We start from the raw sequence: 25,255 nt of genomic DNA on the forward strand, positions 1-25,255 counted from the left end.
TCTCGGGCGAAGGGCAAAGTACCCAAAACCCCATTCGATCATTAAGCCGTAAGGCGCACCTGTGGTGCGCCCGGCCTCAGACGAAATCGATGAATTTGTTCATGGGCATCTCGCGAATACGCTGACCGGTGGCCGCAAAGATCGCATTGGACAGGGCCGCAGCGGCAGGCGGCACCATGGGTTCGCCCATGCCACGCACATGATCGCCGTTCTCAAGGCCACGCACCATGATCTCGGGGGTCTGATAGAGGCGCATCCCCTCGTAGTCATAATAATTCAGCTGATCGACCATGCCGTCAGAATAGGTCACCTCGGCATTCATCGCATGACCCAGGGCCCAGACGATTCCACCCTGCACCATGTTCTCGAAGTTCACGGGGTCGACGACGGTGCCCACTTCGGCCGCCACCCAGACCTTGTCGATACGAATGCCGCTATCGGTATTGGTAACCTCGACCACCTCGACCACGGGCACCCCGAATGACATGCAGAAGGCAACACCACGCCCCTTTCCATCGGGCAAAGGCGCACCCCAGCCAGACATCTCGGCCACCGCCTCAAGGGTCTTGCGGGACGGGTCGTGCCAGCACAGACGCAGGCGTTCCTCCATCGGGTCCGCGCCGGCGGCATGAATCAACTCATCCAGAAACACATCGTGGAAAAACCCGTTGGTCGAGGCCCCCACCGCACGCCATGAGGTGATCGGGGCCAGCTCCGGCGCACGGTAGCCTGACACGCGGTAATTGGGGATCGACATGGGCTGTTCCCACGCCCCGGCGACGATCTGAAGATCGGGGCCGGGCACGGGCAAGCCTTGGCGGCCCATTTGGCTCGCCACGACCGAGGGCATGGCGATGCCCAGATCGTACGCCTCAACACGGCCATCCCGCACAGCCCCACGCCCCCGCGCCATCGCGATCTGGCGGGTGTCGTCATGGGTCATGTCCTCTTCGCGTGAATAGGTCAGCTTGACGGGCACACCACGCATTTCGAGCGCAATTTCAGCGGCTTCCCTGACAACACGGTCCTCAAGGCGGTGGCCAAAGCTGCCGCCCATGACTTGCACATGGACGTGCACATCATCGGTGTCATGGCCGGTGATCCTAGCCACATTGGTCTGCACAAATCGGGGGATTTGGGTGCCGGTCCAAACATCCACACGGGCGTCCGTGACGCGCACGGTCGCGCTGATGGGCTCAAGCGGGGCATGGGCCAGATAGGGCGCGCGGTATTCGGCCTCAATCACCTCCGCCCCCTCAAGGGCGGTCTCCACATCCCCCTCATCCCGCTTGCGGGTATCAAGCGCGTCCTCGGTGAAACTGTCTGCCAAGGCCTGCCAGTGGCCGTCCATATTATCGGGATAGGAGGCCGCGCCCCACTCAATCTCGATCGCGTTCACAGCCTGAATGGCGCGCCACGTGTTGTCGGCCACCACAGCCACGCCACCCGTCACCGAAACCACCTTCTGGACGCCCCGCATGCCTTCGGCCACGCTGGCATCATAGCGGATCATGTCACCGTCGCGCCGTGGATTGGTGCGCACGCTGGCATGGACCATGCCGTCGATCTCAAAGTCGATTCCGTAGGCTTGGGTGCCTGTGGATTTCGCCACGATATCGATGCGCTCCATCTCTTTGCCGATCAGACGCCAAGTCGCGGGATTGCGCAAGGCGACGTCATTGACCGGGTCGAGGGTCGCCGCAGCAGGCGCAAGCGAGACATAGCTGAGCGTCGTGCCATCGGGCAGTTCAACCGCCCCGTTGGCGGTTTTGAGGTCGCCCACGGGCACACCGCTTTGCTGTGCGGCGGCTGCCTTCAGCGTCTCGCGCGCCACGGCACCTGCAAGGCGCAGTTTCTCAAAGCTGTCGGGCACTGTCGTTGAGCCACCCGTGATCTGAAGACCCATGAACTTCAGCATTGCATCCATCGCGCCCCGCGCCGAATTGGCCACAAAACTCTCATCCGTAGAGCGGAACGGGGCCGCCTCGGCGCTGAGGGCCGTGTTGTAATAGGCGGGGCTTGGCATGCCCGGATCAACGCGGATCTGATCAAGCGTCACATCCAACTCTTCGGCGATCAGGGCCGCCTGCACCGAATAGGCCCCCTGCCCGCTGTCCGCACGCGGGGTGATCAGGGTGATGCCGCTGGTGTCGATCTTGACATAAGGGGTCAGCGCGGCGGCATCCTCGGCCAGATCATCCAACAGCGGATTGGCCACGGGGCGCTTGTACATGAAATAGCCAAAGGCGACCCCGCCCACAATCGTGGCCGAGCCCACCAGGAACGTGCGACGCGCGATTTTTCCAATACGATTCATGGACTTAGACCTTTTGCAACTTGGTGGCGGCGGTTTTTACGGCCGCCCGGATGCGGGTGTATGTGCCGCAGCGGCACAGGTTCCCGCTCATCGCCTCGTCAATATCGGCGTCACTGGGATTGGGAATGTCCGACAAAAGCGAGGCCGCCTGCATGATCTGGCCCGACTGACAGTAGCCGCATTGGGCCACCTGGTGCGCGATCCATGCCTCTTGGACCGCGTGCAGCGCCTCGGGAGTGCCAAGTCCCTCAATCGTCGTGACCGCGCCATCCACATCCGCGGCAAGCGTCTGACAAGAACGCACTGCGACACCGTCGATATGGACGGTGCAGGCCCCGCATTGGGCAACACCGCAGCCATATTTCACACCCTTGATGCCCAATTCATCCCGCAGCACCCAAAGCAAAGGCATGTCGTCTTCGACATCAACGTCGTGGGATGTACCATTCACGGTCAGTTTCATTTGTGCGCTCCGAGCGTATTCCTGTCCCTGCAACCATAGAGCATGGCAGCCCCAGCAAAAACCTGCGGATTACGCCAAAGCGATGGAAGATCGTGCCAAGGCCGCGACGTCACCCACCGGCACCAATAAAAAAGGCCCCACGCGGGGGCCTTTCATTGCGCGATATAGAAAGGTTCAGAACTCGACCACAGCGCGGATGGATTTGCCTTCGTGCATCAGATCAAAGCCGTGGTTGATCTCGTCCAGCGTCAATTTGTGGGTGATCATCGGATCGATCTCGATCTTGCCGTCCATGTACCAGTCCACAATCCTGGGCACGTCCGTGCGCCCCTTGGCACCGCCAAAGGCGGTCCCGCGCCAGACCCGGCCCGTGACCAACTGGAAGGGGCGCGTCGAGATTTCAGCCCCCGCAGGCGCCACCCCGATGATGATGCTTTCACCCCAGCCTTTGTGGGCCGCTTCAAGCGCCGTGCGCATCACGTTCACATTGCCCGTGGCATCAAAGGTGTAGTCCGCACCACCACCCGTCAACTCGACCAGATGCGCGACGATATCGCCCTCGACCTTGGACGGGTTCACAAAATCAGTCATCCCGAAATGCGTGCTCATTTCGACCTTGTCATCGTTCAGATCCACACCAACGATTTGGTCGCAACCGGCCATTCTAAGGCCCTGAATGACGTTGAGGCCAATGCCGCCCAGACCAAACACAATGGCGCGGCTGCCGATCTCGACCTTGGCGGTGTTGATGACCGCACCGATGCCCGTGGTGACGCCGCAGCCGATGTAGCAAATCTTGTCGAACGGCGCGTCCTTGCGCACCTTGGCCAGCGCGATTTCCGGGACGACTGTGTGATTGGCAAAGGTCGAACAGCCCATGTAGTGATGGATGGGCGTCCCATCGAGCATCGAAAACCGGGTCGATCCATCCGGCAACAGCCCCGCCCCCTGGGTCGCGCGCACCTTTTGGCACAGGTTGGTCTTGGGGTTGAGGCAATATTCGCATTCGCGGCACTCGGGTGTGTAAAGCGGGATGACATGATCGCCCACCTCAAGTGTCGTCACCCCTTCGCCCACTTCGATCACGATGCCCGCGCCCTCATGGCCCAGAATGGCGGGAAAGATGCCCTCGGGATCGGCACCTGACCGGGTGAATTCATCTGTGTGACACAGGCCCGTCGCCTTGATCTCGACGAGGACCTCGCCCTTGCGGGGACCGTCCAGATTGACCTCCATAATCTCAAGAGGTTTACCAGCTTCAACAGCAACAGCAGCGCGGGTTCTCATCATGGTCATATCTCCTTGGATTTTGGTGGCCATCAAGGCCAGCCAAGGGCGTCGCTGTCAATCAAAAGGGGCCGCGCGTCTGAATTAAATCAGCGCACCGGGACCGGTGATCAAACGATGCAGGGGCAGGCTCCTCTCTGTGCGCACTGTAAGCGAACGTCTATAGGTCAGGCCCGTGCCAGAACGAAATCGTGCACCACTTCGAAATAGGGGCCGTCCATCCCGGCCTCGGCAATTTTGGCCGCATCCTCGATCAGGTCGAATTTCGCCATCAGGCTTTCCTTGACCCCGAACACCGCATCGGAATGGATATATTCATCATCCGGGTCAAAGATATGGGTGGTCAGGGTATCGTATCCGTCCGCCTCAAGAATGTAGTGCAGGTGCGCAGGCCGCCACGCGTGCCGCCCAAGCGCCTTCATCAACCGGCCCACGGGTCCGTCTTCGGGGATGGGATAGTTCTTGGGCTTCACCCCTTCAAAGAAGTACACGCCGTCCGAGCCTGTCCGAAACACGCCGCGCAGGTTAAAGTCAGGCTGGATACCCTTTTGCTGCACATCATAAAACCCTTCGTCATTGGCCTGCCAGACATCAATCTTGACGCCATCAACAGGGTTGCCGTCGGTGTCCAGAATACGCCCCCGGATCAGCATCTTGTCCCCCTTGCCATCAAGGCAGATGTTGGACCCCATCGGCAGCTCGGGCGCATCAGGCAGGTGGAACGGACCCAGCACGGTGGACTCTGACGCCCCTTGCGGTTTGCGGTTGTTGATCGCATCCACCAGCATCGACACGCCCAGCACATCGCTCAGCAGGATAAACTCCTGCCGCCAGTCGGTGCAGGTGTGCCCTGTCTTTGTCAGAAACTGAATCGCGTCGAACCATTCGGTCTGGGTCGGTTCGATCTCTTTGATGCAGGCGTGCATGTGCCGCACAATCGCCTCCATGCAGGTCGCCAGCCGTTCGTTATCGGTGTTGGTGCGCGCCGCCACAACCTCGGCAGAGTTTTCTTCGGTGAAGTATCCATCAGGAGTGGTCATGGCTCAGCTTTCCTTTGCAAGGATTGAGGAAAAGACGCGGGTGAGTTCGGCCACGGGATCATCTGCCATCGCCTCACTGCGCCACGCGACGTGGTGGTCGGGGCGCACGAGGACGCAGCCGGCCTCGCCGACTTCGCGCGCGCGAGCCCAGTCGCCGACATGATCGACCAGCGGCTGGCGCGGCCCGATCACATGGGCCGACAGGGTGACCTCCATCTCGGCTGCCACCCTGGTGGCCGCATCCGTCCAGGCTCGCCCGTTCAAACCGGTCAGCAGGGCAAAGCCGCCTTTGGTCAGATCCAGCGTCGAATGTTTTTTACCCGCCGCGTCAAACAGCCAGACATGGGGCAGGCGCGCACCGGGCCAAGTGGTCGGCTGGTAGTGCAATTCGTGATCGAGATCGAAGGCCGGTTCCATCTGCCCATCCGTCACCACGGCGTCCGAGCGATACCTCTGGTTCATTTCGACCCCGTGCGCGTCAAATTCGTATTTCTTGAACGCAATCGCTTTGCGCAGAGCGGTGCGTTGTGCCTCGGCCTCGGCCGTGTTGTCGCAGCGCCTGTCCATATTGGCCTGCATCACATCCGGATCCGTATGTCCAATCAGACCAAGCGCTTCAAAGATCGGGCCGAACTCGCCAATGGACTGATTGGCGCGGGTCACGATCTGTTTGGCAACCGGCGCGCGTTCGGCGTTGTAGCTGTCCAGCAGACCCGGACCCGCCTGCCCTTTCAGCACGGCGGCCAGTTTCCATGACAGGTTGAAGGCGTCCTGAATGGACGTGTTGGACCCAAGCCCGTTCGAGGGCGGGTGGCGGTGCGCTGCGTCGCCCATGATGAACACACGCCCTTTGGACATTTGGGTCGCATAGGCGTCATTGACCGTCCAGTAGCTGATCGCCTGCATGTCGATCTCAAGATCGGGGTCGCCGACCAGATCGCGGATGATCTTCTTGGCCTCGTCATCGTTCAATTCGGGGCGTTCCCCGTCGATGTCATAGCCCCAGATCGCCATCCATTCGTTCCACGGGCGGATCATACGGATCACACCCATGCCGATGCCGCCCACATTTGATCCGGGCTGCATCACCCAGTAAAGCACCGAAGGGCGGTGTGCGACATGCTGGCTGAGGTCGGCCTTGAACAGCAGGTTGATCGAGCCTGCAACACCCATCTTGCCCTCGATCGGAAGGCCCGTGTTTTCGGTCACCGCCGAATTGCCCCCATCGGCCCCGATCAGATATTTCGAGCGCACAGTGAATGTCTGGTTGGTCAACCGATCAAGGATCGTCGACGTCACCCCATCCGCATCGGCCACATGGCTTTTGTATTCGCAGGACATACGCGCTTGCGTACCGCGCGCGCAGGCGGTCTTGAACAGCAGCGGTTCCATGAATGTCTGGGGCAGATCGTTCATCTTGCTTGGCGAACTCAGCGCGTGTTCGGCGCGGCTGAGGGGGTGGGTGCCCCATGTCTGGATGCGCCCCAACTCTTCACCCGTCAGGCTTTCGCAAAACACGTTCGAGCCCATCAGGTCCTGCTCGGTGGCGTGCATGTACGCCTCGCCTTCGACCTCTTCGCCCAAATCCCGCAGCACCTCCATCGTGCGCTGGTTAGTGATGTGCGCGCGCGGGCTGTTGGCGAGCCAGTGATAGCGGTTCACGGCCATATTCTCGACCCCGTAGGTCGACAGCAGGGCCGCCGTCGCGGACCCCGCCGGGCCTGTGCCAATGATCAGAACGTCGGTGGTGATATCTGCCATTTTTGGGTCCTCCTCCAAGGGTCGGGTCAAACTTGCGGACGCGCGCCCTCCCAGGCGGCCTGCAAAAGCGTGCGGATGCCGTCCCGTGTGATCGGGGCGGGATTGGGATAGGGTTTGCGGGTGGCCAGATGCGCGGCATGATCAAGCTGCACCTCCGCCACGCCGAGCTTGCGCAACGCCTTGGGCGCATTCAGGCGGGTCGCATAATCATAAAGCGCCGTTCCAGGCGTTTCGCCCCCGAAAATCTCGCAGATCGGGGCCAACAGGTCAGGCACAGTGCGCGCATTGTAACCGATGGCGTGGGGCAGCATAATCGCATGTGTATCAGCATGGGGCAGGTCAAAGGCCCCACCAAGCGTGTGGCACAGTTTGTGATGCAGCGACATGCCCACAAGGCCAAGGACCGCACCGCAGGCATAGGCCCCACGCAACGTATCCTCGCGCGCGGCCACGCCATCCGGGGCCGCTATGACCACCTCCAAAGACCGGGCGAAGGCGCGCATGCCCTCAAGCGCAAGCGCGTCCGAGGTCGCGGTCCTGTTGGGCGCATAAAGCGCCTCGGCAGCGTGGGCGATGGCGTTCAGCGCCGAGGTCACCGTCATGCCAACAGGCAGCGACGTGATCAGTTCGGGGTCGTACAGGATCACTTCGGGCTGCACGCGCGGATCGCTGAGTGTGGTTTTTACGCCGCCCTCGGTCTGGCCCAGAGTTGGGGTCGCCTCGGACCCGGCATAGGTCGTCGGGATCACGATCTGCGGGAAACCCGTACGATAGGCGATGGCCTTTCCGAGCCCCGTGGTCGACCCGCCGCCAATGGCAACCACGCAATCGGCGGCCACCTCGCGCATATGTGCCACAGCCGCCTCGCTGATCGGGACGGGTGTATGCATGGCCGCGCCGGAAAAGACCCCGGCAGCGTCATCGCCCAAGACTTCGGCCAAGGCAAGGGCGCTATCAGATTGGGCCGGGGTCGACAGGATCAGGGCGCGCCGACATCCAAGACGCCGCACTTCATCGCGCGCTGTGTGACGCAAACCCGCGCCAAACAGGACGCGCGCTGATGTGGGGGCGGGAAACGTGTCAACCGTCATGGATACCACGCTAACGCGCGAGAATTCGCAAGTTGATAAGATGTTTGATCCTCAATATACCTTAACGTTATGCAGATTGATCCCAATCATCTGATCATCCTGGCCGCGGTCGTGGATGAAGGCGGGCTGACCCAAGGGGCCGCAGCATTGGGCAAATCCCAACCCTCGCTCAGCCGGTCGCTGTCGGCCCTCGAAGCCCGGTTGGGTCTGCCGCTGTTCGAAAAGGGGCGTCGCCCCCTGATCGCGACCGAGCTTGGGGCCGCACTGGCCGCGCAGGGCCGTCTGATCCGGGCCGCAGCGGCAGAAGCAAGCGTGCAGACGGGCCTTTATGCGGGTGGCAAGACCGGGGCGGTGCGGGTCGCAGGCACCCCTGTATTCATGGATGCGGTGATTGCGTCCATGATCGCGGGGTTCCAGCAGGCCAATCCCAATGTACGGATCGACCAGTCCTACGGCTATGCCGATACGCTGATCCGGGATGTGCAGTCGGGCACACTGGATATGGCCCTGTGCCCCCTCCCACCCGATGCGGTGCCCGAAGGGCTGACCTTTGACGAAATCCTGCAAGGGCGCAATGTGATCGCCTGCCGGATCGGACACCCCTTGGCGCGCAAGAAGACGCTGCGGCTGAGCGATATCGCCCCCTACCCCTGGATCGCGCCGCCCACGGCCAGCCCGCTTTATCAGGACCTCAAGGCGATCCTGGCCGAAATCGAAGTGGACGATTTCAGGGTCAGCTTTTCCGGCGGGTCAATCAGCGCGGTGCGCACGGTGCTGGAAGGGTCCGACAGCCTCACGATCCTGCCCTATTCGGTGCTGTTTATGATGCGCCACCACAAGTCCCTGACCGCGCTTGATATCCGCATCCGGCACGCACCCCGGCATCTGGGGATCCTGAGCGCGCAAGCCAGCAGCGATCGACCCGTGGTGCGGCGGTTTCAACGGCATCTGGCGCATGAATTCAAATCACTGGCGCGCACCATCACACATCAGCAGCAGGCCTCGGTCTGGGGTGTTTAGGGCAGCACCGCCCAAACCATCACCAGATATGTCCACTGATGCAGCGCCTGATCGACCCCGAAGGCGCGCCAGTATCCGGCCTGCGCGGGACCGTGACCCGTGTGATCCGACCATCGACCCTTGGCCCAATCAATATGGAAATGCACCGCCCATTCGATCAGGGCGACAACCAGCGCCAGCGCGACCGGCACCCCAAGCAATACCATTGCAATCAATGACCCAACCGCATGCAGCCCCGCATGCTGCACCCGCCCCACATGCACATAGCGACTACGGTCCCGCAGCATCCGTGGGGTCTGAAGGTAAAAATCCGCAAACAAATGCTTGGTCTGAAGCAAGAACAGCAGTGCCAGTGCGAAAAGGACAGGATCGGCCAAGGGTGGTCCTTTGGTTGACGTTTCACCCCACCCTAGGGGCGCAAATCAAATGCTGCAATATTGCAGCGGCCCGGATACACATTAAGCCAACCCCGCAAGGCATTGATTTGTGGTTGAACCCCTTGATAGGCTGGGGCCAAAGGGCACCCCGCCTGCGCAGACGTCTGGACCAGTCTTATCGAACGCTCCCTCTTTGCCTTCATCTGGAAGTATTCGAAACGCGACCAGCTTGTGCTTCTGGTGGTCACGCTGTCGCTGTTTCCACTGTTATATCTGACACTTGAACTGCCCAAGCGGATCATCAACGACGCCATCGGATCGGGCACCGCAACGATTGATTTTCTGGGGCGCGAAGTTACCCAGATCAACTACCTGCTGCTGTTATGTGGCGGGTTCCTGTTGGCCGTGCTGTGCCATGGGTTGATGAAAATGCGCATCAACACGATGAAGGGCGTGCTGGCCGAACGCCTGCTGCGCCGCTTTCGCTATACCCTGATTGCGCGCATCCTGCGCTTTCCCCAACCCTATTTCGAACGCACCAGTCAGGGCGAGCTGGTCAGCATGGTAACGGCCGAAAGCGAACCCATGGGCGGGTTGATGGGGGATGCGGTCGCCCAACCTGTACTACAGGCCGGCCAGATGCTGACGATCCTCGGCTTTCTGTTTTTCCAGTCGGTCGCGTTTGGTCTTGCGGCGGTTGCGCTGATCCCCTTGCAGGCCTGGTTGATCCCCAAGCTGCAACGCCAGATCAATCTGCTGAACAAGAAACGGGTCGTGCAGGTCCGCGCCCTGGCAGCCGAGATTGGCGAGGGCGCGGCAGGCGCGGGCACATTGCGGGTCAACGGTGGCTGGCGTTACCGCATGGCGATGATCGGGGATCGGTTGGGGCAGCTGTTCGCGATCCGCTTCCAGATCTACCAGAAGAAATTCTTTATGAAGTTCATCAACAACTTCATCACCCAGCTTACGCCGTTTTTCTTCTTTTCCATCGGGGGCTATCTGGTCATTCAGGGTCAGGTCACCATCGGCGCGCTTGTGGCCGCACTGGCCGCTTACAAGGACCTGTCGAGCCCGTGGAAAGAGTTGTTGGCCTATTACAACCAGACCGCCGACATGTCGTTGCGGTGGGAAACGATCACCGAACGGTTTGCGCCAGAGGGCATGATTGACGAAGCCCTGTTTTATGGCCCCGCAGGCGAGGCCCCGCGCCTGACCGGCGAGATCGAGCTTGATCAGGTCACGGTGCGCGACGGCGACGGCAATGCGGTGCTCGAGGATATCTCGTTGACCCTGCCTGCCGGATCGGTTGTGGGCATCACCGCCCCCAATGACGAAGACCGCCGGGCGCTGGCCGAGGTGCTGACCCGCGAGACGCTGCCCACCAGCGGCTCTGTTACCCTGTCGGGCTTCAGCATCAAGGACCTGCATCAGACCACCATCGCGACGCGTATCGGCCACGCCAATTCACGTCCCGTGATGTTCAAGGGCAGCTACGGGCAGAACGTGTTGATGCCCCTGCGCATGGCCCCCACCGCACCGGGCGAGGAAACCGACTTTTTTCACGAAGCGGTCCGGGCCGGGAACAGCCACGACATGCTCAAGGCGCATTGGCTGAACCCCGAACTGGCGGGGGTGCCGGACCGCGACGCGCTCCGGGCGTGGTGGTATACGCTGATCGAGGGCACAGGCAGCGGCGAGGCGCTGACCCGGCGGACCATGGATCAGCATTACGACGTTGAAAAGCACCCCAAACTGACCGAGGCCCTGATCGCCCTGCGCCCCAAGATCGCGCAAGCCGTCGATGAGGCCGGGCTGTCGCGCTATGTCTATCGCTTTGATCCCGAAGGATATAACCCTGCCCTGCCCGTGGCCGAAAACCTGCTCTTTGCGACCCCGCGCGAACAGATCACGCCCGACATCATCGCCTCCAAACTCGAATTCCTGCGGGTGTTGCACGATCTGGAACTGGCAGGCGACCTTGAGATATTGGCCCGCAACATCATCGAAATGCTGCGCCAGATTTTCGGGGCCAATGGCACCGATCACCCGCTGTTCCGCAAGGTCGGCCTTGAGGTGGATATCTATGAGGCAGCCCTTGACCTGGTCACGCGCAAACCTGCGGGGTCCGACATCACCGACAATGACCTTGCCCTGCTGTTAAGCGTGCCGTCGGTGGTCACTGCCGAGCAGGTCGGCCCATCCTTCCCGGACGAGGTGCGCACGCGCGTTCTCGACATGCGCCACCAGCATGCCGCGACCCTGGGCGCGCAGATGTCGGACCTGTTCGCACCCATCCGGCCTGACGCTTACGTCTTTGGGCTGACGGTCCTTGAGAACGCGCTTTATGGTAAAGTGTCGGACGGGGCGGGCACACGGGGGGAGGAATTGCGCCGCATCGTGGGGCACGTGCTGGCCGAAGAGGGGATCAGCCCCCAGGTGCTTGAACTGGTCTTTGACGTGCCAATCGCCCTTGGCGGGGCCAACCTGCCTGCACTGTTTGCCGAACCGCTTTCGATCAGCCGGGCCACGATCAAACGGCCCGATATACTCATTCTGGACAAGGTCATGGCAAGCTACGATCCCGACATCCAGACCGCATTGTTCAAATCCCTGCGCACCTTGTTGCCCGAGGCGACGCTGATTTTCCTCAATGACGGGTTCGAGGACGAAGATGCGTTCGATCTGCATTTCGAAGTGCAGCAGGGCCGTCTTGTCGGGGCCGAAGGGGCGCGGGCCGAAGCCGACAGCGAGGTGGGCGCGGATCTGGCGCGCAAGGTCGACGCGCTCAGCCGGACACCGCTGTTTTCGGGGCTCAAACGCAAACAGATGCGGCTGCTTGCCTTTGGTGCGCGCTGGTACAAGGCCGCCCCCGGCGAATATGTGTTCCACAAGAACGACGACCCGACCGATGGGGCCTATATGATCATCGAGGGCGAAGCAGATCTGCTGCTGCCGATGGACGGGGCCGATGACACCCTGATTGCGACAGTGGGTGCAGGGGCGTTGGTGGGTGAATTGGGCCTTATCCGAAGCGAACCACGCGCCCTTGATATGCGCGCCAAATCCGAACTGTCCTGCCTGCGCATCGGCGAAGAAGAATTCATGGCCGTGGTCGAAAATGACGCTGCAACGGCCTTCCGCTTGCTGCAAGTGGTCGCCGGTTACGTGAAAACCTGACCAAAATCCGCCGAGCACCATCAGTTTATCCACAAGATGTACTTATGCACTGGAACCTGACCACAGCTTTTGGCATTCCTTTATGAACCCGTGCGCTGCGCACGGCGGAGTTGTGCCAGATGTTTCGAATATATTGCCGGGTTTTGGCGACGGGGATTGCCGTGTTGACCGTGTCGGGGGCGGCCTATGCCTTTGACGTCACCGTGTCCGCGCCCGAAACGCTGGTCGAAGACATTCGCGCCGCCTCGCTGACAGCCACGCTTGCCGACACCGAAGACCACGAGGCCCCCCGCCCCATCGACATCATCAGTGCGGCACAGGCCGATTACGGACGGATCATCGCGCTGCTTTATGATCAGGGTTATTTCGGGCCAACGATCAATATTCTGGTGGATGGGCGCGAGGCCGCCTCGCTGACCCCTCTTGGCGCGCCGCAGGCTGTGCGCACGGTGACGCTGCGCATTGACCCGGGATCGGTGTTCACTTTCGGCACCCTCGCCATCACACCCAAGGCCAGTCAAAGCGAACCCACCCCCGGCTTTGCACCGGGCGAAACCGCACGGGTGTCGGTACTGCGTCAGGCCACGGCTGCCGAGATAGAAGGCTGGCGTCAGGGCGGCCATGCCAAGGCGGGGGTCGCAGATCAGCAGATCACCGCCCGCCATCCCGACAAGACCCTGAACGCAACCGTCACGCTTGATCCTGGCCCACGCCTGCGTCTGGGCAGGCTGACGATCACGGGCGACAGTGCGGTGCGCGAAAAACGCATCCGCGAGATCGCAGGCTGGCCAAGTGGCGAAGTGTTCGACCCCGACACAATCGACAAGGTGCAAAGACGGCTGCGCCGCACCGGAACCTTTGCAAGCGGCACCCTGACCGAAGCCGAAACACCCAACGCCGACGGCACATTGGATGTGACGGCCCTCGTCACCGATCAGCCGCCTCGCCGCTACAGCTTCGGGGCCGAGTTCGGCACGCTGGACGGTCTGGCGCTGAGCGCGCTGTGGCTGCACCGCAATATCTTTGGCGGCGCTGAACGGCTCCAGATCGAAGGGTCGGTCAAGGGCCTTGGCGGCGACACGGGCGGCATTGACTATCGCCTGAGCGCCCGCCTGTCCCGACCTGCGACCTTCCGCACCGATCTTGAAGCATTTGTGCTGGCCGAGGCCGAACAACGCGACGACCAAAACCTGTTTTCGCAATCTGTCACGCTGGAAGTCGGCGGAGTCTATTTCGCCCGCGAGGACCGCGAATACAGCTACAGCGCCCGCCTGCGCCGCTCCAAAACCCGCGATGATCTGGGCGAGCGGGACTATACCATCCTCGCCTTTCCCTACGTGGCCACCTTTGATCGGCGAAACGACAAGCTGAACGCGACCAGCGGCTATTATGCGCAAGCGACCGTCGCCCCCTTCTTTGCCATTGACGGGACGGACAACGGGATCGTGTCGACCCTTGATCTGCGCACCTACCGTCAGTTCGGCGAACGGGTCACGCTGGCCCTGCGCGGGCAGTTGGGGTCAATGTTTGGCCCCTCGATCACCAATGCGCCTGCGGACCTGCTGTTCTTTTCCGGGGGCAGCGGCACGGTGCGCGGGCAGGATTTCCAATCTCTTGGGGTTGATCTGGGCAATGATGTGAAAATCGGTGGACGTTCGTTTTTGGGGCTTTCCAGCGAATTGCGGGTCAAGACGGGTGAGAACCTGTCGGTCGTCGGCTTTATCGACGCAGGCTATATCGGCGAAGAGACGTTTATTGACGGCTCCGGCGAATGGCACAGCGGCGTGGGCCTTGGGGTGCGCTATGACACGACCATCGGGCCGATCCGCTTTGATGTGGCGGTGCCTGCATCGGGGCCGGACGACGGTTCGGGGCTGGAAATTTATATCGGTATTGGGCAGGCGTTCTGATGCGGTTTGTACTCGCGATACTCTGCCTGATCTGGCCCCTTGCCCTCGCAGCGCAGGACGGCGATGACGACGACCGGGGCTATCTGATCGGCCTTTTGGAAAACAGCCTTGGCGGCGAAGGGCGCACCGTGCGCATCAATGGCTTTGCCGGTGCGTTGTCCAGCAGGGCAACAATTGAACGGATCACCGTGGCGGACACCGAAGGTGTGTGGCTGACCCTCGAAGATGTCGCGATCCAGTGGAGCCGCCGCGCCCTTCTGCGCGGGGCCATCGAGATCGAAGAGTTACAGGCCGCGCTGATCGACCTGCCCCGCCTGCCCATCCCGGTGCCAAGCGAAGCGCCCGCGCCTGAAGCCGCACCTTTTGCCCTGCCCGAACTGCCCGCCTCGCTGAATATCGGGCAGATGCAGATCGCCCGTGTGTCGCTTGGCAAACCCGTCTTGGGCGAAGCAGCGGCGCTGTCACTCAGCGGGGCCGCCTCGCTGGCGGGGGGTGAGGGGGATGTGCGCCTTCTGGCACAGCGCATTGACGGCCCCGAGGCGCGCTTTGAAGTGCTGGCGGCTTACGCCAACGACACCCGCGCGCTGACCCTCGATATTGACCTGAGCGAAGCGGAAGACGGGCTGATTTCCGGTCTGCTCGGTCTGCCCGGTCGCCCGAGTGTGGCGCTGTCCGTCCAAGGGGATGGCCCGCTCAGTGATTTTGCGGCCTCTCTTGATCTGCGCACCGATGACGCCCCCCGTCTGGCCGGCACCGTGCAGTTGCAAAGCGAAGTTGACGGCCCCCTGGCCTTCGAGGCGGATTTGAATGGCGATGTGACCGCCCTGTTCCTGACGGAATATGCGGCCTTTTTCGGGCCCGATATCCAGTTGAACGCACAAGGCGCGCAAGCCAGCGACGGGGCCTTTTCGCTTGAGACGTTCACGCTTGACACCCGTGCGCTGCGTCTGACTGGGCAGGCCGCGCTGAACAGCGATGGCTGGCCCACACTGCTGGATATAGAGGGCGAGATTGCAATCCCCGATGGCGCGCCCGTGCTGTTGCCCCTTGGTACCGCGGGCGAAACGCTGGTCGATCGCGCCACGCTCAGCGTCCAATATGACGCCGATGACGGGGAGGCGCTGGCGGGTCGCGTGGTGGTGGCGGGCCTGAACCGACCCGAGGTGCAGGCCGACATCACAACCCTTGTGCTCGACGGCACCCTGAGCGGGGACGTCAACACCATCGGGCGGGTCGAGACGCGGATCAACCTTGAGACCAACGGGATTGCGTTAACTGATCCGGCCCTGTCGCGCGCTGTGGGCACCGCCGTCAATGGCGACCTCAACGTTACCTATATCGAAGGAGAGCCGTTGGAGTTGTCCAATCTCGCCCTCACAGGTGCGGCCTGGACACTTGGCGGGCAGGCACAGATCAACAGTCTCTCCGATGGGTTCGAGACGACCTTTGACACCAGTCTTCAAAGCAGCGATTTCTCGGCCTTTGCCGATCTTGCGGGCCTCGCGCTGGAAGGGGCCGGGGGGGTCGAACTGGCCGGTTCCGCCTCGCTTGGCGGCTTGTTCGACATCACCATCACAGGCGAGACGCGCGATCTGCGCGTTGGTATCGCACAGGCAGACGCGCTGCTGGACGGGACGACGGCCCTTGATGTGGCGGCGCGCCGGGACACAACGGGCACCTATCTTGAGCGATTGCGACTGGAAAACCCTGCATTGTCCGCAGATGCCGAGGCCACCTTGCAAAGCGGGGCCTCGACCGCCCGTTTCGATCTGCGGCTGGATGATGCGAGCCGGGTGACGACAGCCGTGTCCGGCCAGCTCGCCATCAACGGCACGGCTGAACAAACAGGCGAGACATGGGACATCCTTGGCACGCTCAGCGGACCGCTGGATGCCACGGCAAATGTCGATGCCAGCGTTGCACCGACCCGCATCGCCATTGTCGCAAACGCCGCAATCCCCGACATCGCACCGCTGGTGCCGCAACTGCCGGGGGCGGCCAATCTGGATATGCGCGCCGAACAGGTCAACGGGGTCTGGACTTTTGACACCGACCTGCGCGGCCCCTTGTCGAGCACGGCCAATGTCGCAGGCACCTATAAGGCCGAAGCGCTTAGCGCGACCTATACCGCTGCAGTGCCCAATATCGCACCCCTCGCCCCCGGCATCACCGGGCCCGTGGGTCTGGACGGGAACGTGCAGCAAGTCACCAATGGCTGGCAATTCAACACCGCCCTCACCGGTCCCTACAGCAGTTCGGGCACCGTGTCGGGCGCGTTCATGGATGCGCGGCTGACCTCGGCCTTCTCGGTTGCGCTGCCCAACATCGCCCCGCTTGCGCCGGGTGTCTCGGGGCCGGTGTCGCTCACGGGTGATCTGCGCCAGACCGACACGGGCTGGGCGGTCGATACGGACGTAACCGGCCCCTATTCCAGCACCGGCGACATCAGCGCGGCCCTCACGGACGGTGCCGCATCCGCGCGCTACGCGCTGCGTCTGCCCAATGTGGCTGCACTTGTGCCACGCCTGAACGGTGCGGTCGCGGTGACGGGCACCGCCCAACAGGTCGCGCGCGGCTTTGATATCGACGCGACACTGGATGGACCATCAGGCACGACCGCGCGGGTCGGGGGCCTGGTTGCCAATGACGGGCGGCTGGAACTGGACGCCACCGGGCAGGCTCAGCTTGGGCTTGCCAATCCGTTCCTTGCGCCGCGCAATATCGCGGGCGTCGCCAATTTCGATCTGACCGTGGATGGCCCACCCGCCCTATCATCAGTCAGCGGCCAGATCACCACCCAAGGCACACGACTGGCGGCCCCTACGCTGCCGCTGTCCTTTGACAATATCTCGGGGTCTGTCGGCCTCGCCGCAGGGCGCGCCACACTGGACATAGACGCAGGTGTCAGCGAAGGCGGTGCGATTGCGATCAGCGGGCCGATCACGCTGAGTGGGCAATATCCGGCGCAAATCGATGTGGCACTAAACGATGTCGTCGTATCAGACCCGACGCTCTATACCAGCCGTGTCAACGGTGCAATCGGCGTGAACGGCGCGTTGCTGGGCGGAGCCCGGATTGCCGGGACGATCAACGTCGGCGAGACGAATGTGCAGGTGCCCTCCAGCGGGATCTCGACCTTTGGGGCAATCCCCCCGATTGACCATATCGGGGCGACACGCCCGGTAATGGCCACACGCAATCGCGCAGGTCTGGCGCAGGATGACAGCGCGTCCGAAGGCGGCGGGCCAGCCTATCCCCTTGATATCACGATCAACGCACCCTCGCAGATTTTCATCAGGGGCCGGGGTCTGGACGCGGAAGTCGGGGGCAGTCTGCGGCTGACGGGCACCACCGCCGACACCATTTCATTTGGGCAATTCGACCTGATCCGGGGGCGGCTCAACATCCTCGCCAAACGGTTCGAACTGGACGAAGGGCAAGTGCAGCTTGCCGGTCGCTTTGCGCCATTCCTGCGGTTCGTGGCAGCGACCAACACCGCAACCGGGACCGCCCGGATCATCATTGAAGGGCCTGCCGACGACCCGGCCGTCACATTCGAATCCACGCCCGAGGCCCCACAGGATCAGGTCCTCGCCCAGATTTTCTTCGGACGCGACGTCTCGCAACTTTCCGCCTTTCAGGCACTGCAACTGGCCAATGCGGTGGCGAACCTTGCCGGGCGCGGGGGCGCGGGGGTCGTGTCGGGCCTGCGCGGATCCTTTGATCTGGATGACCTTGATGTCACTTCGGATGCAGAAGGGAACACCGCTGTGCGCGCAGGCAAATACATCTCTGAAAACGTCTATACCGACGTGACGGTTGGCGGGGCCGAAGGGCCAGAAGTGTCGTTGAATATCGACCTCACCCCCAACATCACCGTGCGCGGCAGCGTCGGTGCGGATGCCAATACCGGCGTCGGCATTTTCATCGAAAAAGACTACTAGGCGGCAGCTTTCAGGCCATCACGCGCGCCGCGATATCGGCCATCAGCGCGTGTTCGACGGCCCCCGAGATCTCGTTATCGTGTACCCCGTCGATCTCCAGAAATGCGTGGCCATGCACGAACATGTGCAGCATGTAGGCGCGTCGCCCGATTTCCTCTTCGTCGGTGCCTTCGGGCATGACGCGCCGCACCTCGCGCTTGACCACATCCTCGCAGGCCATGCCAAGGGCGTGCAGTTCAGGGTCATCATCGCGCCCTTCGGTCAGTCCAAAGATCAAACGAAATACCCCCGGTTCGGTGCGCGCGAATTTGGCGTAGCATATGCCAAGCGCGGTGATCGGTGCCAACGGCTCACCCGTGGCCGATCTGGCCGCATCATCCATCTGCTGCCGCATTCGCTTGATTCCAAGCACTGCGACGGCGCGCACGATCTCGCGGCGATCCTCAAAGTGCTTGTAGGGGGCCGCTGAACTGACCCCGGCCCGGCGCGCGGCTTCGGAAATCGAAAAACCGTCCGCGCCCTTCTCTTCGACCAAAAGGCGCACGGTTTCAACAAGATGGGCGCGCAGATCACCATGGTGATACGCCGCCTTCTGGGTCTGTTTCGTGCTCTGCTGCAACTTTTTTCGTCCTGCCGCCTTGCCAAAGTAAGTGGCTATTACATATGTCTATCCATAAGAGTAAGTGCTACTCACTTCATGTCAAGGAGCCGCACCATGGCGCGCGCATATCGCAACGATACACCCAAACGCCCCCTTTGGAAGCGGATGATCCGTGGTTTTATGACACTAACCGGCACCGCGTCGGTCATTGCGATATCAGCGGGCGCGATCTGGCTGGGCAGCGCCACTTTGGCCAGCCGTGCGGCAGCCGTTGATGCCCCGCCAGCCGCCCCGATTGCGACTGTATCGGCGCTGCGCATCTCGCCCTCCGATCAGATGACCGTCACCCGCCAATTCTATGGGCAGGTCGAAGCCGCCCGGACCGTCGCCCTCAGTTTCGAGCAGAGCGGCCGCCTCAACGTCCTCACAGTGGACGAAGGCGACAGCGTCAAGGCAGGCGACGTGATTGCCCGGCTCGACACCCGCATTCTGATGAGCGAACGCGCCCGCCTTGTCGCCACCCGCGCCGCCCTTGAAGCGCAGGCCGAATTGTCGCGCCGCACCACCAAGCGCCAGTCCGAGCTGCGCGACCGTGGCTTTGCCTCCGAACAGGCCGTCGACAATGTGGCCCTTGGTCTGGTCGCGCTTGAGGCGCAGATGGCCGAGGTCGACGCCACCCTTACCCAGGTGGATGTGCAACTGTCCCAGACCGAATTGGTGGCCCCCTTTGATGGGCGCATAGGTGCGCGCCATGTCGATCCCGGTGCAATTATGGCGGTGGGCACCCCGGTGCTGGACATTCAGGAAGACAGCACACCGCTGTTTCGTGTCGGCATTGATCCGAAACTCGCAAGCGATCTCGCGGACCAGCCTGCGGCGATCACCATCGACGGGACGGACTATCCCACCCGCCTTGTCGGCTTCCGCCCCGACCTTGATGCCCAGACCCGGACCCGCACAGCCCTGTTCGGGATTGACACGGATGATCCGGTCTACCTCTCCTCGGGAACACTCACACTGACCACCATGCTGGAGGCCTCGGGTTACAGCGTGCCGCTGCGCGCCTTGCGCGACGGGGTGCGGGGACTGTGGACCCTTGTTGTCCTTGAACCCGCGCAACACGATATGTTCACCGCCCGCAGCGCCGCCGTTGAAGTGCTGCAAATCGAGGGCGACACCGCCTATGTGCGCGGCACCCTTGCAGGTGAGGCGTTGATCGTGCCCGATGGCACCCACCGTCTTGTGCCCGGCGATCGGGTCCGCGTGGCGGGACAGAACTGATGGAAAGCCTCACCTTCCGCCAACCCCGCATTGTCGCGCTCGCCCTTTTGGTGATCATCGCGGCCGGTCTCTCGTCGTTACTGGCCATAGGACGGCAAGAAGACCCCACAATCACCAACCTCTTTGGCACCGTCACCACCGCCATTCCCGGCGCGGACCCGGCCCGGGTCGAGGCGCTTGTCACCCAACCCATCGAGGACATCTTGCGCGAAGTGGCCGAGGTGGATGTGATCCAAAGCACCTCCTCCACCGGCATTTCCATCGTATCGGTCGAATTGGGCGTGACCGTTGCAGACACCCGCATCGAGCAGGTCTGGGCCGAAATCCGCGATGATCTGAGCGAACTGGCCCCCACCCTGCCCAGTGACGCGCTTGAGCCTGAATTTGACACTGACGGCGGCAGTGCCTTTGCGGCCATTGCGGCCTTTTCCGCAGAGCCGGGCGTGCCCACCACCATCCTTGGCCGCTATGCCCGCGATCTGGCTCAAAACCTGCGCAACATTCCCGGCACCGAATTGGTCGAAGTCTACGGAGCGCCCGAAGACGAGGTGCTTGTCACCCTCGACCCCGTCGCCACAGCCGCCCTTGGCTTGACCGCCGCAGAAGTCAGCGCGGCCATTGCCGCAGGGGATGCCAAGGGTGCCGCAGGCCGTGTGCGCCCGGCGGGCTCTGACCTGTTGGTGTCGGTGGCGGGTGAGGTGCAGGCACTGGACAGGCTGGCCGAGATCGTCGTGCGCCACTCGGACACGGGCGCGGTCACTTACCTGTCCCAGATTGCGGAAATCACCCGTGGCCCCCGCATGCCCCAATCCGAGCTTGCGCTGTACAATGGCAAGCCTGCGGTGCTGCTGGCCGCCAAACTGGAATCGGGTTTGCAAGTCGATGTCTGGGCCGGGTTCGTGCGTGAAGAGATCAGGGCATATCAGGACGAGGTGCCGCTTGGCGTGTCGCTCGACCTGACCTTTGATCAAAGCGTTTACACTGCTGACCGCCTGGCCGAAGTGGGCCTGAACATGGCCATCGGTGTCGGGCTGGTGGTTGGGGTGTTGCTCCTGACCCTCGGCTTGCGCTCGGCGATGATTGTCGCGCTGATCCTGCCTGTGGTCACGCTTGCGACCCTGTTCACGATGAACCTCATCGGGCTTGCGATCCACCAGATGTCGGTGACGGGTCTGATCGTGGCCCTTGGCTTGCTCGTCGATGCAGGCATCGTGATGACGGACGAGGTGGGTCAACGCCTCGCCAAAGGCATGAGCCGGGTCAAGGCCGCGGGCCAGTCGGTGAAACGCCTCTTTGCGCCCCTGCTTGCCTCGACCGTCACCACCGCCCTGTCCTTTACACCCCTGATCCTGTTGCCGGGGCCGGCGGGTGATTTCGTCGGCTCAATCGCCATCGCCGTGGTGATCATGCTGGGCTGGTCCTTTGTGGTCGCTATCACCCTGACACCTGCCATCGCCGGTCATATGCTGCCCGCAGGCGGCAAACGCGGCGGGCTCAAGGGCGGGGCCTTGGGTCGGGCGTTCGAGGCAACGCTGCGCTGGTCGGTGCACAACCCGGTGCGCTCGATTGCGCTGGCGCTGGTTCTGCCGATCACGGGCTTTGCATCGATGCCGACGTTGACGGCGCAGTTCTTTCCGGGCGTGGACCGCGATCAGTTCTATATCGAGATCGATCTGGCACCCGGCACCGGCATTGCCGACACGCAAGCGGTCGTTGCGCGGCTGGATGCCCGGCTGAACACGGACACGCGGATCGAACAGATCACATGGGTCGTGGGCCGCTCTGCCCCCGCGTTCTATTACAACATCGTTGGCGCGCGCGAGAATGCGCCGGGCCATGCCCAAGCCTTGCTGACAACCACCTCCGCCCAGGCAACCGAAGAGGTCTTGCGCGATCTGCAAGCCACCCTGACCCTGACAGCACCCGAGGCCCAGATCCTCGTGCGCGGGTTGGTGCAGGGGCCGCCCGTCAACGCGCCGGTCGAGTTGCGCTTTGTCGGCACCGACCTTGAGGACCTGCGCAGCATCGGGGACGAGGCCCGCCGGATCGTGACGGATGTGGATGCGGTGCTGGTCGCACGTTCAACCATCAGCGGCGGTGCCCCCAAGGCGGTCGTGACCATCGACGAGGCGCAAGCCCAGCAACTCGGGCTGAACCTGCGCCAGATTGCGGGCCAATTGCAGGCGGGGCTTGAGGGCATCACCGGCGGGTCCATGGTCGAAGGGGACGAAGAGTTGCCGATCCGCGTCCGTCTCGGCGAGGCGACGCGCGGCTCGGTGCAAGCGATCCGCGACCTGCCCATCCTGCGCCCGGATGCACAGGCGCTGGTCGCACAAGGGCGCTGGCCTGCCCTGCCCCTGTCGGCGGTGTCCACCGTTGCGCTGGAACCGGCGGCGGGCAGCATCACCCGGCGCAATGGCGAGCGGGTCAACACCGTTCAGGCTTTTATCCAGCGCGATGTCCTGCCCGAAGAGGCATTGGTGCAAGTGCAGGCCGCGCTGGACGCCGCCGGATTTGCCGTCCCCGATACCGTGCGCCTTGAGCTTGGGGGCGACAGCGATGCCCGCAACGACACGCTGTCCGATCTGCTCGCCTCCCTCGGGTTGATCGTGACGCTGTCGATTGCGGCCATTGCGCTGACGTTCAATTCGTTCCGCCTGACCGGTGTGGTGCTGGTGGTGTCTGGCCTCAGCGCGGGGCTGAGCCTGCTGGCGCTGGCGATGTTCCAGTACCCCTTCGGGATCAACGCGATCATCGGGGTCATCGGTTCTATCGGGGTGTCGATCAACGCCGCCATAATCATCCTGTCGGGCCTGCAAGAAGACGACGCAGCCGCCAGCGGCGACAAGGAGGCGATGGTGGACGTGGTCATGGGGTCATCGCGCCACATCGTGTCGACCACGATTACCACATTCGGAGGGTTCCTGCCCCTGATTCTGGCCGGTGGCGGGTTCTGGCCTCCGTTTGCGATGTCTGTCGCGGGTGGGGTGTTGCTGTCGACCGTAGTCAGCTTTTACTTCACGCCCCCGGCCTTTGCGCTGATCCACCGAGTACGTCGGGGCCGTGATGCGCACAAGGATGAGGACCATACCGACACATCCCTTGTACTGCGCCCACCCTTTCAGCAGGCAGCCGAATAGGCGCGCTGCCACAAAAATTGGGCGCGCCCTGATCTGTGCGGGCACACCGTCTCGCCTACCTGCTTGCCAATCGCGCAAGAGTGACCAACACTCTGCCGATACAAAACAACGGGGAGACCACCATGAAAGTTACGTCATTACTGTCTGCCGCACTGCTGCTGTCGAGCACGGCACTGGTCAATGCAGAGACGCTGAAATGGGCGCGCGCCGGCGATGCGCTGACGCTTGATCCACATGCCCAGAACGAGGGGCCAACCCACACCATCCGCCACCAGATGTACGAACCGCTGATCATTCGCGACACCACAGGCACGTTCGAACCCGCACTTGCGACCGAATGGGCCCCCAAGGACGGTGATCCGAATGTCTGGGTCTTCAAGCTGCGCGAAGGGGTCACCTTCCACGACGGGGCCACCTTTACAGCCGAGGATGTGGTGTTCAGCTTTGAGCGCGCCAAGCAGCCCAATTCGGACATGAAAGAGCTGATCGGCTCGATCACCGAGGTGCGCGCGGTCGACGACTTTACCGTCGAAATGGTCACGGACGGGCCGAACCCGATCCTGCCCTCCAACCTCACCAACCTGTTCATCATGGACAAGGGCTGGACCGAAGCGAACAACACCGTGAACGTGCAGGACTTTGAGGGCGGTGAAATCACGTTCGCCACCACCAACGTGAACGGTACCGGGCCTTATGTGCTGACCAGCCGCGAGCCTGACGTCAAAACCGTGATGACCCGGAACGAAGCCTATTGGGGCATCGACCAGTTCCCGCTTGAGGTGACCGAGATCGTCTATACTCCGATCCAGAACGCGGCGACCCGTGTGGCTGCCATGCTGTCGGGCGAGGTGAACTTCCTTCAGGACATGCCCGTGCAGGACCTTGAGCGTGTGAATGCCGCCGAAGGTCTGGTGGTCAAACAAGCCCCGCAAAACCGGGTCATCTTCTTTGGGATGAACCAGGGCGCGGATGACATCGAGGCCGACAACGTGGACGGCAAGAACCCACTCGCGGATGTGCGCGTCCGGCAAGCGATGTCGATGGCGATGAACCGCGATGCAATCCGCCAGATCGTGATGCGCGGCCAGTCCGAGCCTGCGGGCATGATCGCACCGCCCTTCGTCAACGGCTGGACAGCCGAAATGGACGCGGAATCCTCCACCGATATCGAAGGGGCCAAGGCCCTGATGGACGAGGCGGGATATGTCGACGGTTTCTCGATCCGGCTCGACTGCCCCAATGATCGCTACATCAATGACGAAGCGATCTGTCAGGCCGCCGTTGGCATGCTTGGCCAGATCGGCGTGACCGTAAACCTGGATGCCAAACCCAAGGCACAGCATTTCCCGCTCATCACCGACGGGAAAACCGACTTCTACATGCTGGGTTGGGGGGTTCCGACCTACGATTCCGAATACGTGTTCAACTTCCTTGTGCACAGTCGTGAATCCGACATCGGCACGTGGAACGGCACTGGATATGCGGACCCGGATCTGGACGCCAAGATCAAGTCGCTGGCCTCAAACACCGATCTTGAGGCGCGCAACGCCGACATCGCCGACATCTGGCGCGTCGTGCAGGACGAGCAGCTTTACATCCCGCTGCACCACCAGGTTCTGAGCTGGGGTATGGCGGAGGGTGTGGGGATCGAGGTCGAACCCGAAGATCAGCCCAAGGTGAAGTACATCACGATGAACTAGGTCGGCTGAAAGACTAGAAAGAGAAGGCGGTACGAGAAGTGCCGCCTTCTTTTGTTTAGGCGGCTTTGCGGTGTGGTTTCAACTGATCGCCGCAACACAGGCTTCAAATTTCTCTGCTGGGGTTTGGTATTGCAAGGTCTTTCTAG

At 62.3% G+C, this 25,255-nt stretch carries 15 protein-coding genes; 7 read left to right on the forward strand and 8 right to left on the reverse strand.

All coding sequences use genetic code 11. From position 1 onward, the window contains the following. Positions 1-76: 76 nt before the first annotated feature. From Q0859_RS16875 to Q0859_RS16900, 6 genes are all read right to left on the reverse strand, one after another. Entirely contained in the window at positions 77-2,317 is a 2,241-nt protein-coding gene (locus Q0859_RS16875) for a molybdopterin cofactor-binding domain-containing protein (RefSeq protein WP_299153362.1), read from the reverse strand. Positions 2,318-2,321: 4 nt separating this feature from the next. Beyond that, positions 2,322-2,780 (reverse strand): (2Fe-2S)-binding protein, encoded by a 459-nt coding sequence (locus tag Q0859_RS16880; protein WP_299153363.1) that lies wholly within the window; start codon positions 2,778-2,780, stop codon positions 2,322-2,324. A gap of 174 nt (positions 2,781-2,954) precedes the next feature. Next, positions 2,955-4,067, reverse strand: a complete 1,113-nt coding sequence (locus tag Q0859_RS16885; RefSeq protein WP_299153399.1) for an S-(hydroxymethyl)glutathione dehydrogenase/class III alcohol dehydrogenase — start codon at positions 4,065-4,067, stop codon at positions 2,955-2,957. A gap of 167 nt (positions 4,068-4,234) precedes the next feature. Beyond that, complete coding sequence (locus Q0859_RS16890; RefSeq protein ID WP_299153365.1) at positions 4,235-5,107, reverse strand: intradiol ring-cleavage dioxygenase; 873 nt, start codon at positions 5,105-5,107, stop codon at positions 4,235-4,237. A 3-nt stretch (positions 5,108-5,110) separates the two neighbouring features. Further along, the gene (locus Q0859_RS16895) at positions 5,111-6,868 is read right to left on the reverse strand and encodes an FAD-dependent monooxygenase (RefSeq protein WP_299153367.1); all 1,758 of its coding nucleotides are present in this window, start codon (positions 6,866-6,868) and stop codon (positions 5,111-5,113) included. Between the two features lie 26 nt (positions 6,869-6,894). Beyond that, a complete protein-coding gene (locus Q0859_RS16900) occupies positions 6,895-7,959 on the reverse strand; it encodes a maleylacetate reductase (protein WP_299153369.1) in 1,065 nt (354 codons plus the stop codon). 69 nt (positions 7,960-8,028) lie between these two features. On the opposite strand from Q0859_RS16900, the gene Q0859_RS16905 reads away from it, so the two are divergent. Then, the gene (locus tag Q0859_RS16905; RefSeq protein WP_299153371.1) at positions 8,029-8,979 is read left to right on the forward strand and encodes a LysR family transcriptional regulator; all 951 of its coding nucleotides are present in this window, start codon (positions 8,029-8,031) and stop codon (positions 8,977-8,979) included. On the opposite strand, the gene Q0859_RS16910 is transcribed toward Q0859_RS16905, so the two are convergent. Then, positions 8,976-9,356, reverse strand: coding sequence for a DUF3307 domain-containing protein (locus Q0859_RS16910; RefSeq protein ID WP_299153373.1), 381 nt, complete (start codon positions 9,354-9,356; stop codon positions 8,976-8,978). The two genes, Q0859_RS16905 and Q0859_RS16910, sit on opposite strands and share 4 nt — an antisense overlap. 231 nt (positions 9,357-9,587) lie before the next feature. On the opposite strand from Q0859_RS16910, the gene Q0859_RS16915 reads away from it, so the two are divergent. From Q0859_RS16915 to Q0859_RS16925, 3 genes are all read left to right on the forward strand, one after another. Further along, positions 9,588-12,533 carry an ABC transporter transmembrane domain-containing protein gene (locus Q0859_RS16915; RefSeq protein WP_299153375.1) on the forward strand — a complete coding sequence of 982 codons (2,946 nt, stop codon included), beginning with the start codon at positions 9,588-9,590 and terminating at the stop codon, positions 12,531-12,533. 119 nt (positions 12,534-12,652) lie between these two features. Then, positions 12,653-14,443 (forward strand): autotransporter assembly complex family protein, encoded by a 1,791-nt coding sequence (locus tag Q0859_RS16920; protein WP_299153377.1) that lies wholly within the window; start codon positions 12,653-12,655, stop codon positions 14,441-14,443. Then, complete coding sequence (locus Q0859_RS16925; RefSeq protein WP_299153379.1) at positions 14,443-18,387, forward strand: translocation/assembly module TamB domain-containing protein; 3,945 nt, start codon at positions 14,443-14,445, stop codon at positions 18,385-18,387. Before Q0859_RS16920 ends, Q0859_RS16925 begins: the two co-directional genes overlap by 1 nt. Positions 18,388-18,397: 10 nt before the next feature. On the opposite strand, the gene Q0859_RS16930 is transcribed toward Q0859_RS16925, so the two are convergent. Continuing rightward, a complete protein-coding gene (locus Q0859_RS16930; protein WP_299153381.1) occupies positions 18,398-19,006 on the reverse strand; it encodes a TetR/AcrR family transcriptional regulator in 609 nt (202 codons plus the stop codon). Between the two features lie 96 nt (positions 19,007-19,102). Here Q0859_RS16930 and Q0859_RS16935 point away from each other — a divergent pair, with 96 nt between their 5' ends. From Q0859_RS16935 to Q0859_RS16945, 3 genes are all read left to right on the forward strand, one after another. Next, positions 19,103-20,269 carry an efflux RND transporter periplasmic adaptor subunit gene (locus Q0859_RS16935; RefSeq protein ID WP_299153383.1) on the forward strand — a complete coding sequence of 389 codons (1,167 nt, stop codon included), beginning with the start codon at positions 19,103-19,105 and terminating at the stop codon, positions 20,267-20,269. After that, the gene (locus Q0859_RS16940; RefSeq protein ID WP_299153385.1) at positions 20,269-23,409 is read left to right on the forward strand and encodes an efflux RND transporter permease subunit; all 3,141 of its coding nucleotides are present in this window, start codon (positions 20,269-20,271) and stop codon (positions 23,407-23,409) included. The genes Q0859_RS16935 and Q0859_RS16940 overlap by 1 nt, the downstream gene beginning before the upstream one ends. A gap of 122 nt (positions 23,410-23,531) precedes the next feature. Then, on the forward strand, positions 23,532-25,109 hold the full coding sequence (locus Q0859_RS16945; RefSeq protein WP_299153387.1) for an ABC transporter substrate-binding protein: 1,578 nt from the start codon (positions 23,532-23,534) through the stop codon (positions 25,107-25,109). Positions 25,110-25,255 lie beyond the last annotated feature (146 nt).

It is taken from the genome of uncultured Tateyamaria sp. (assembly GCF_947497045.1).
In the GTDB taxonomy this organism is placed as follows: Bacteria; Pseudomonadota; Alphaproteobacteria; order Rhodobacterales; family Rhodobacteraceae; genus Tateyamaria.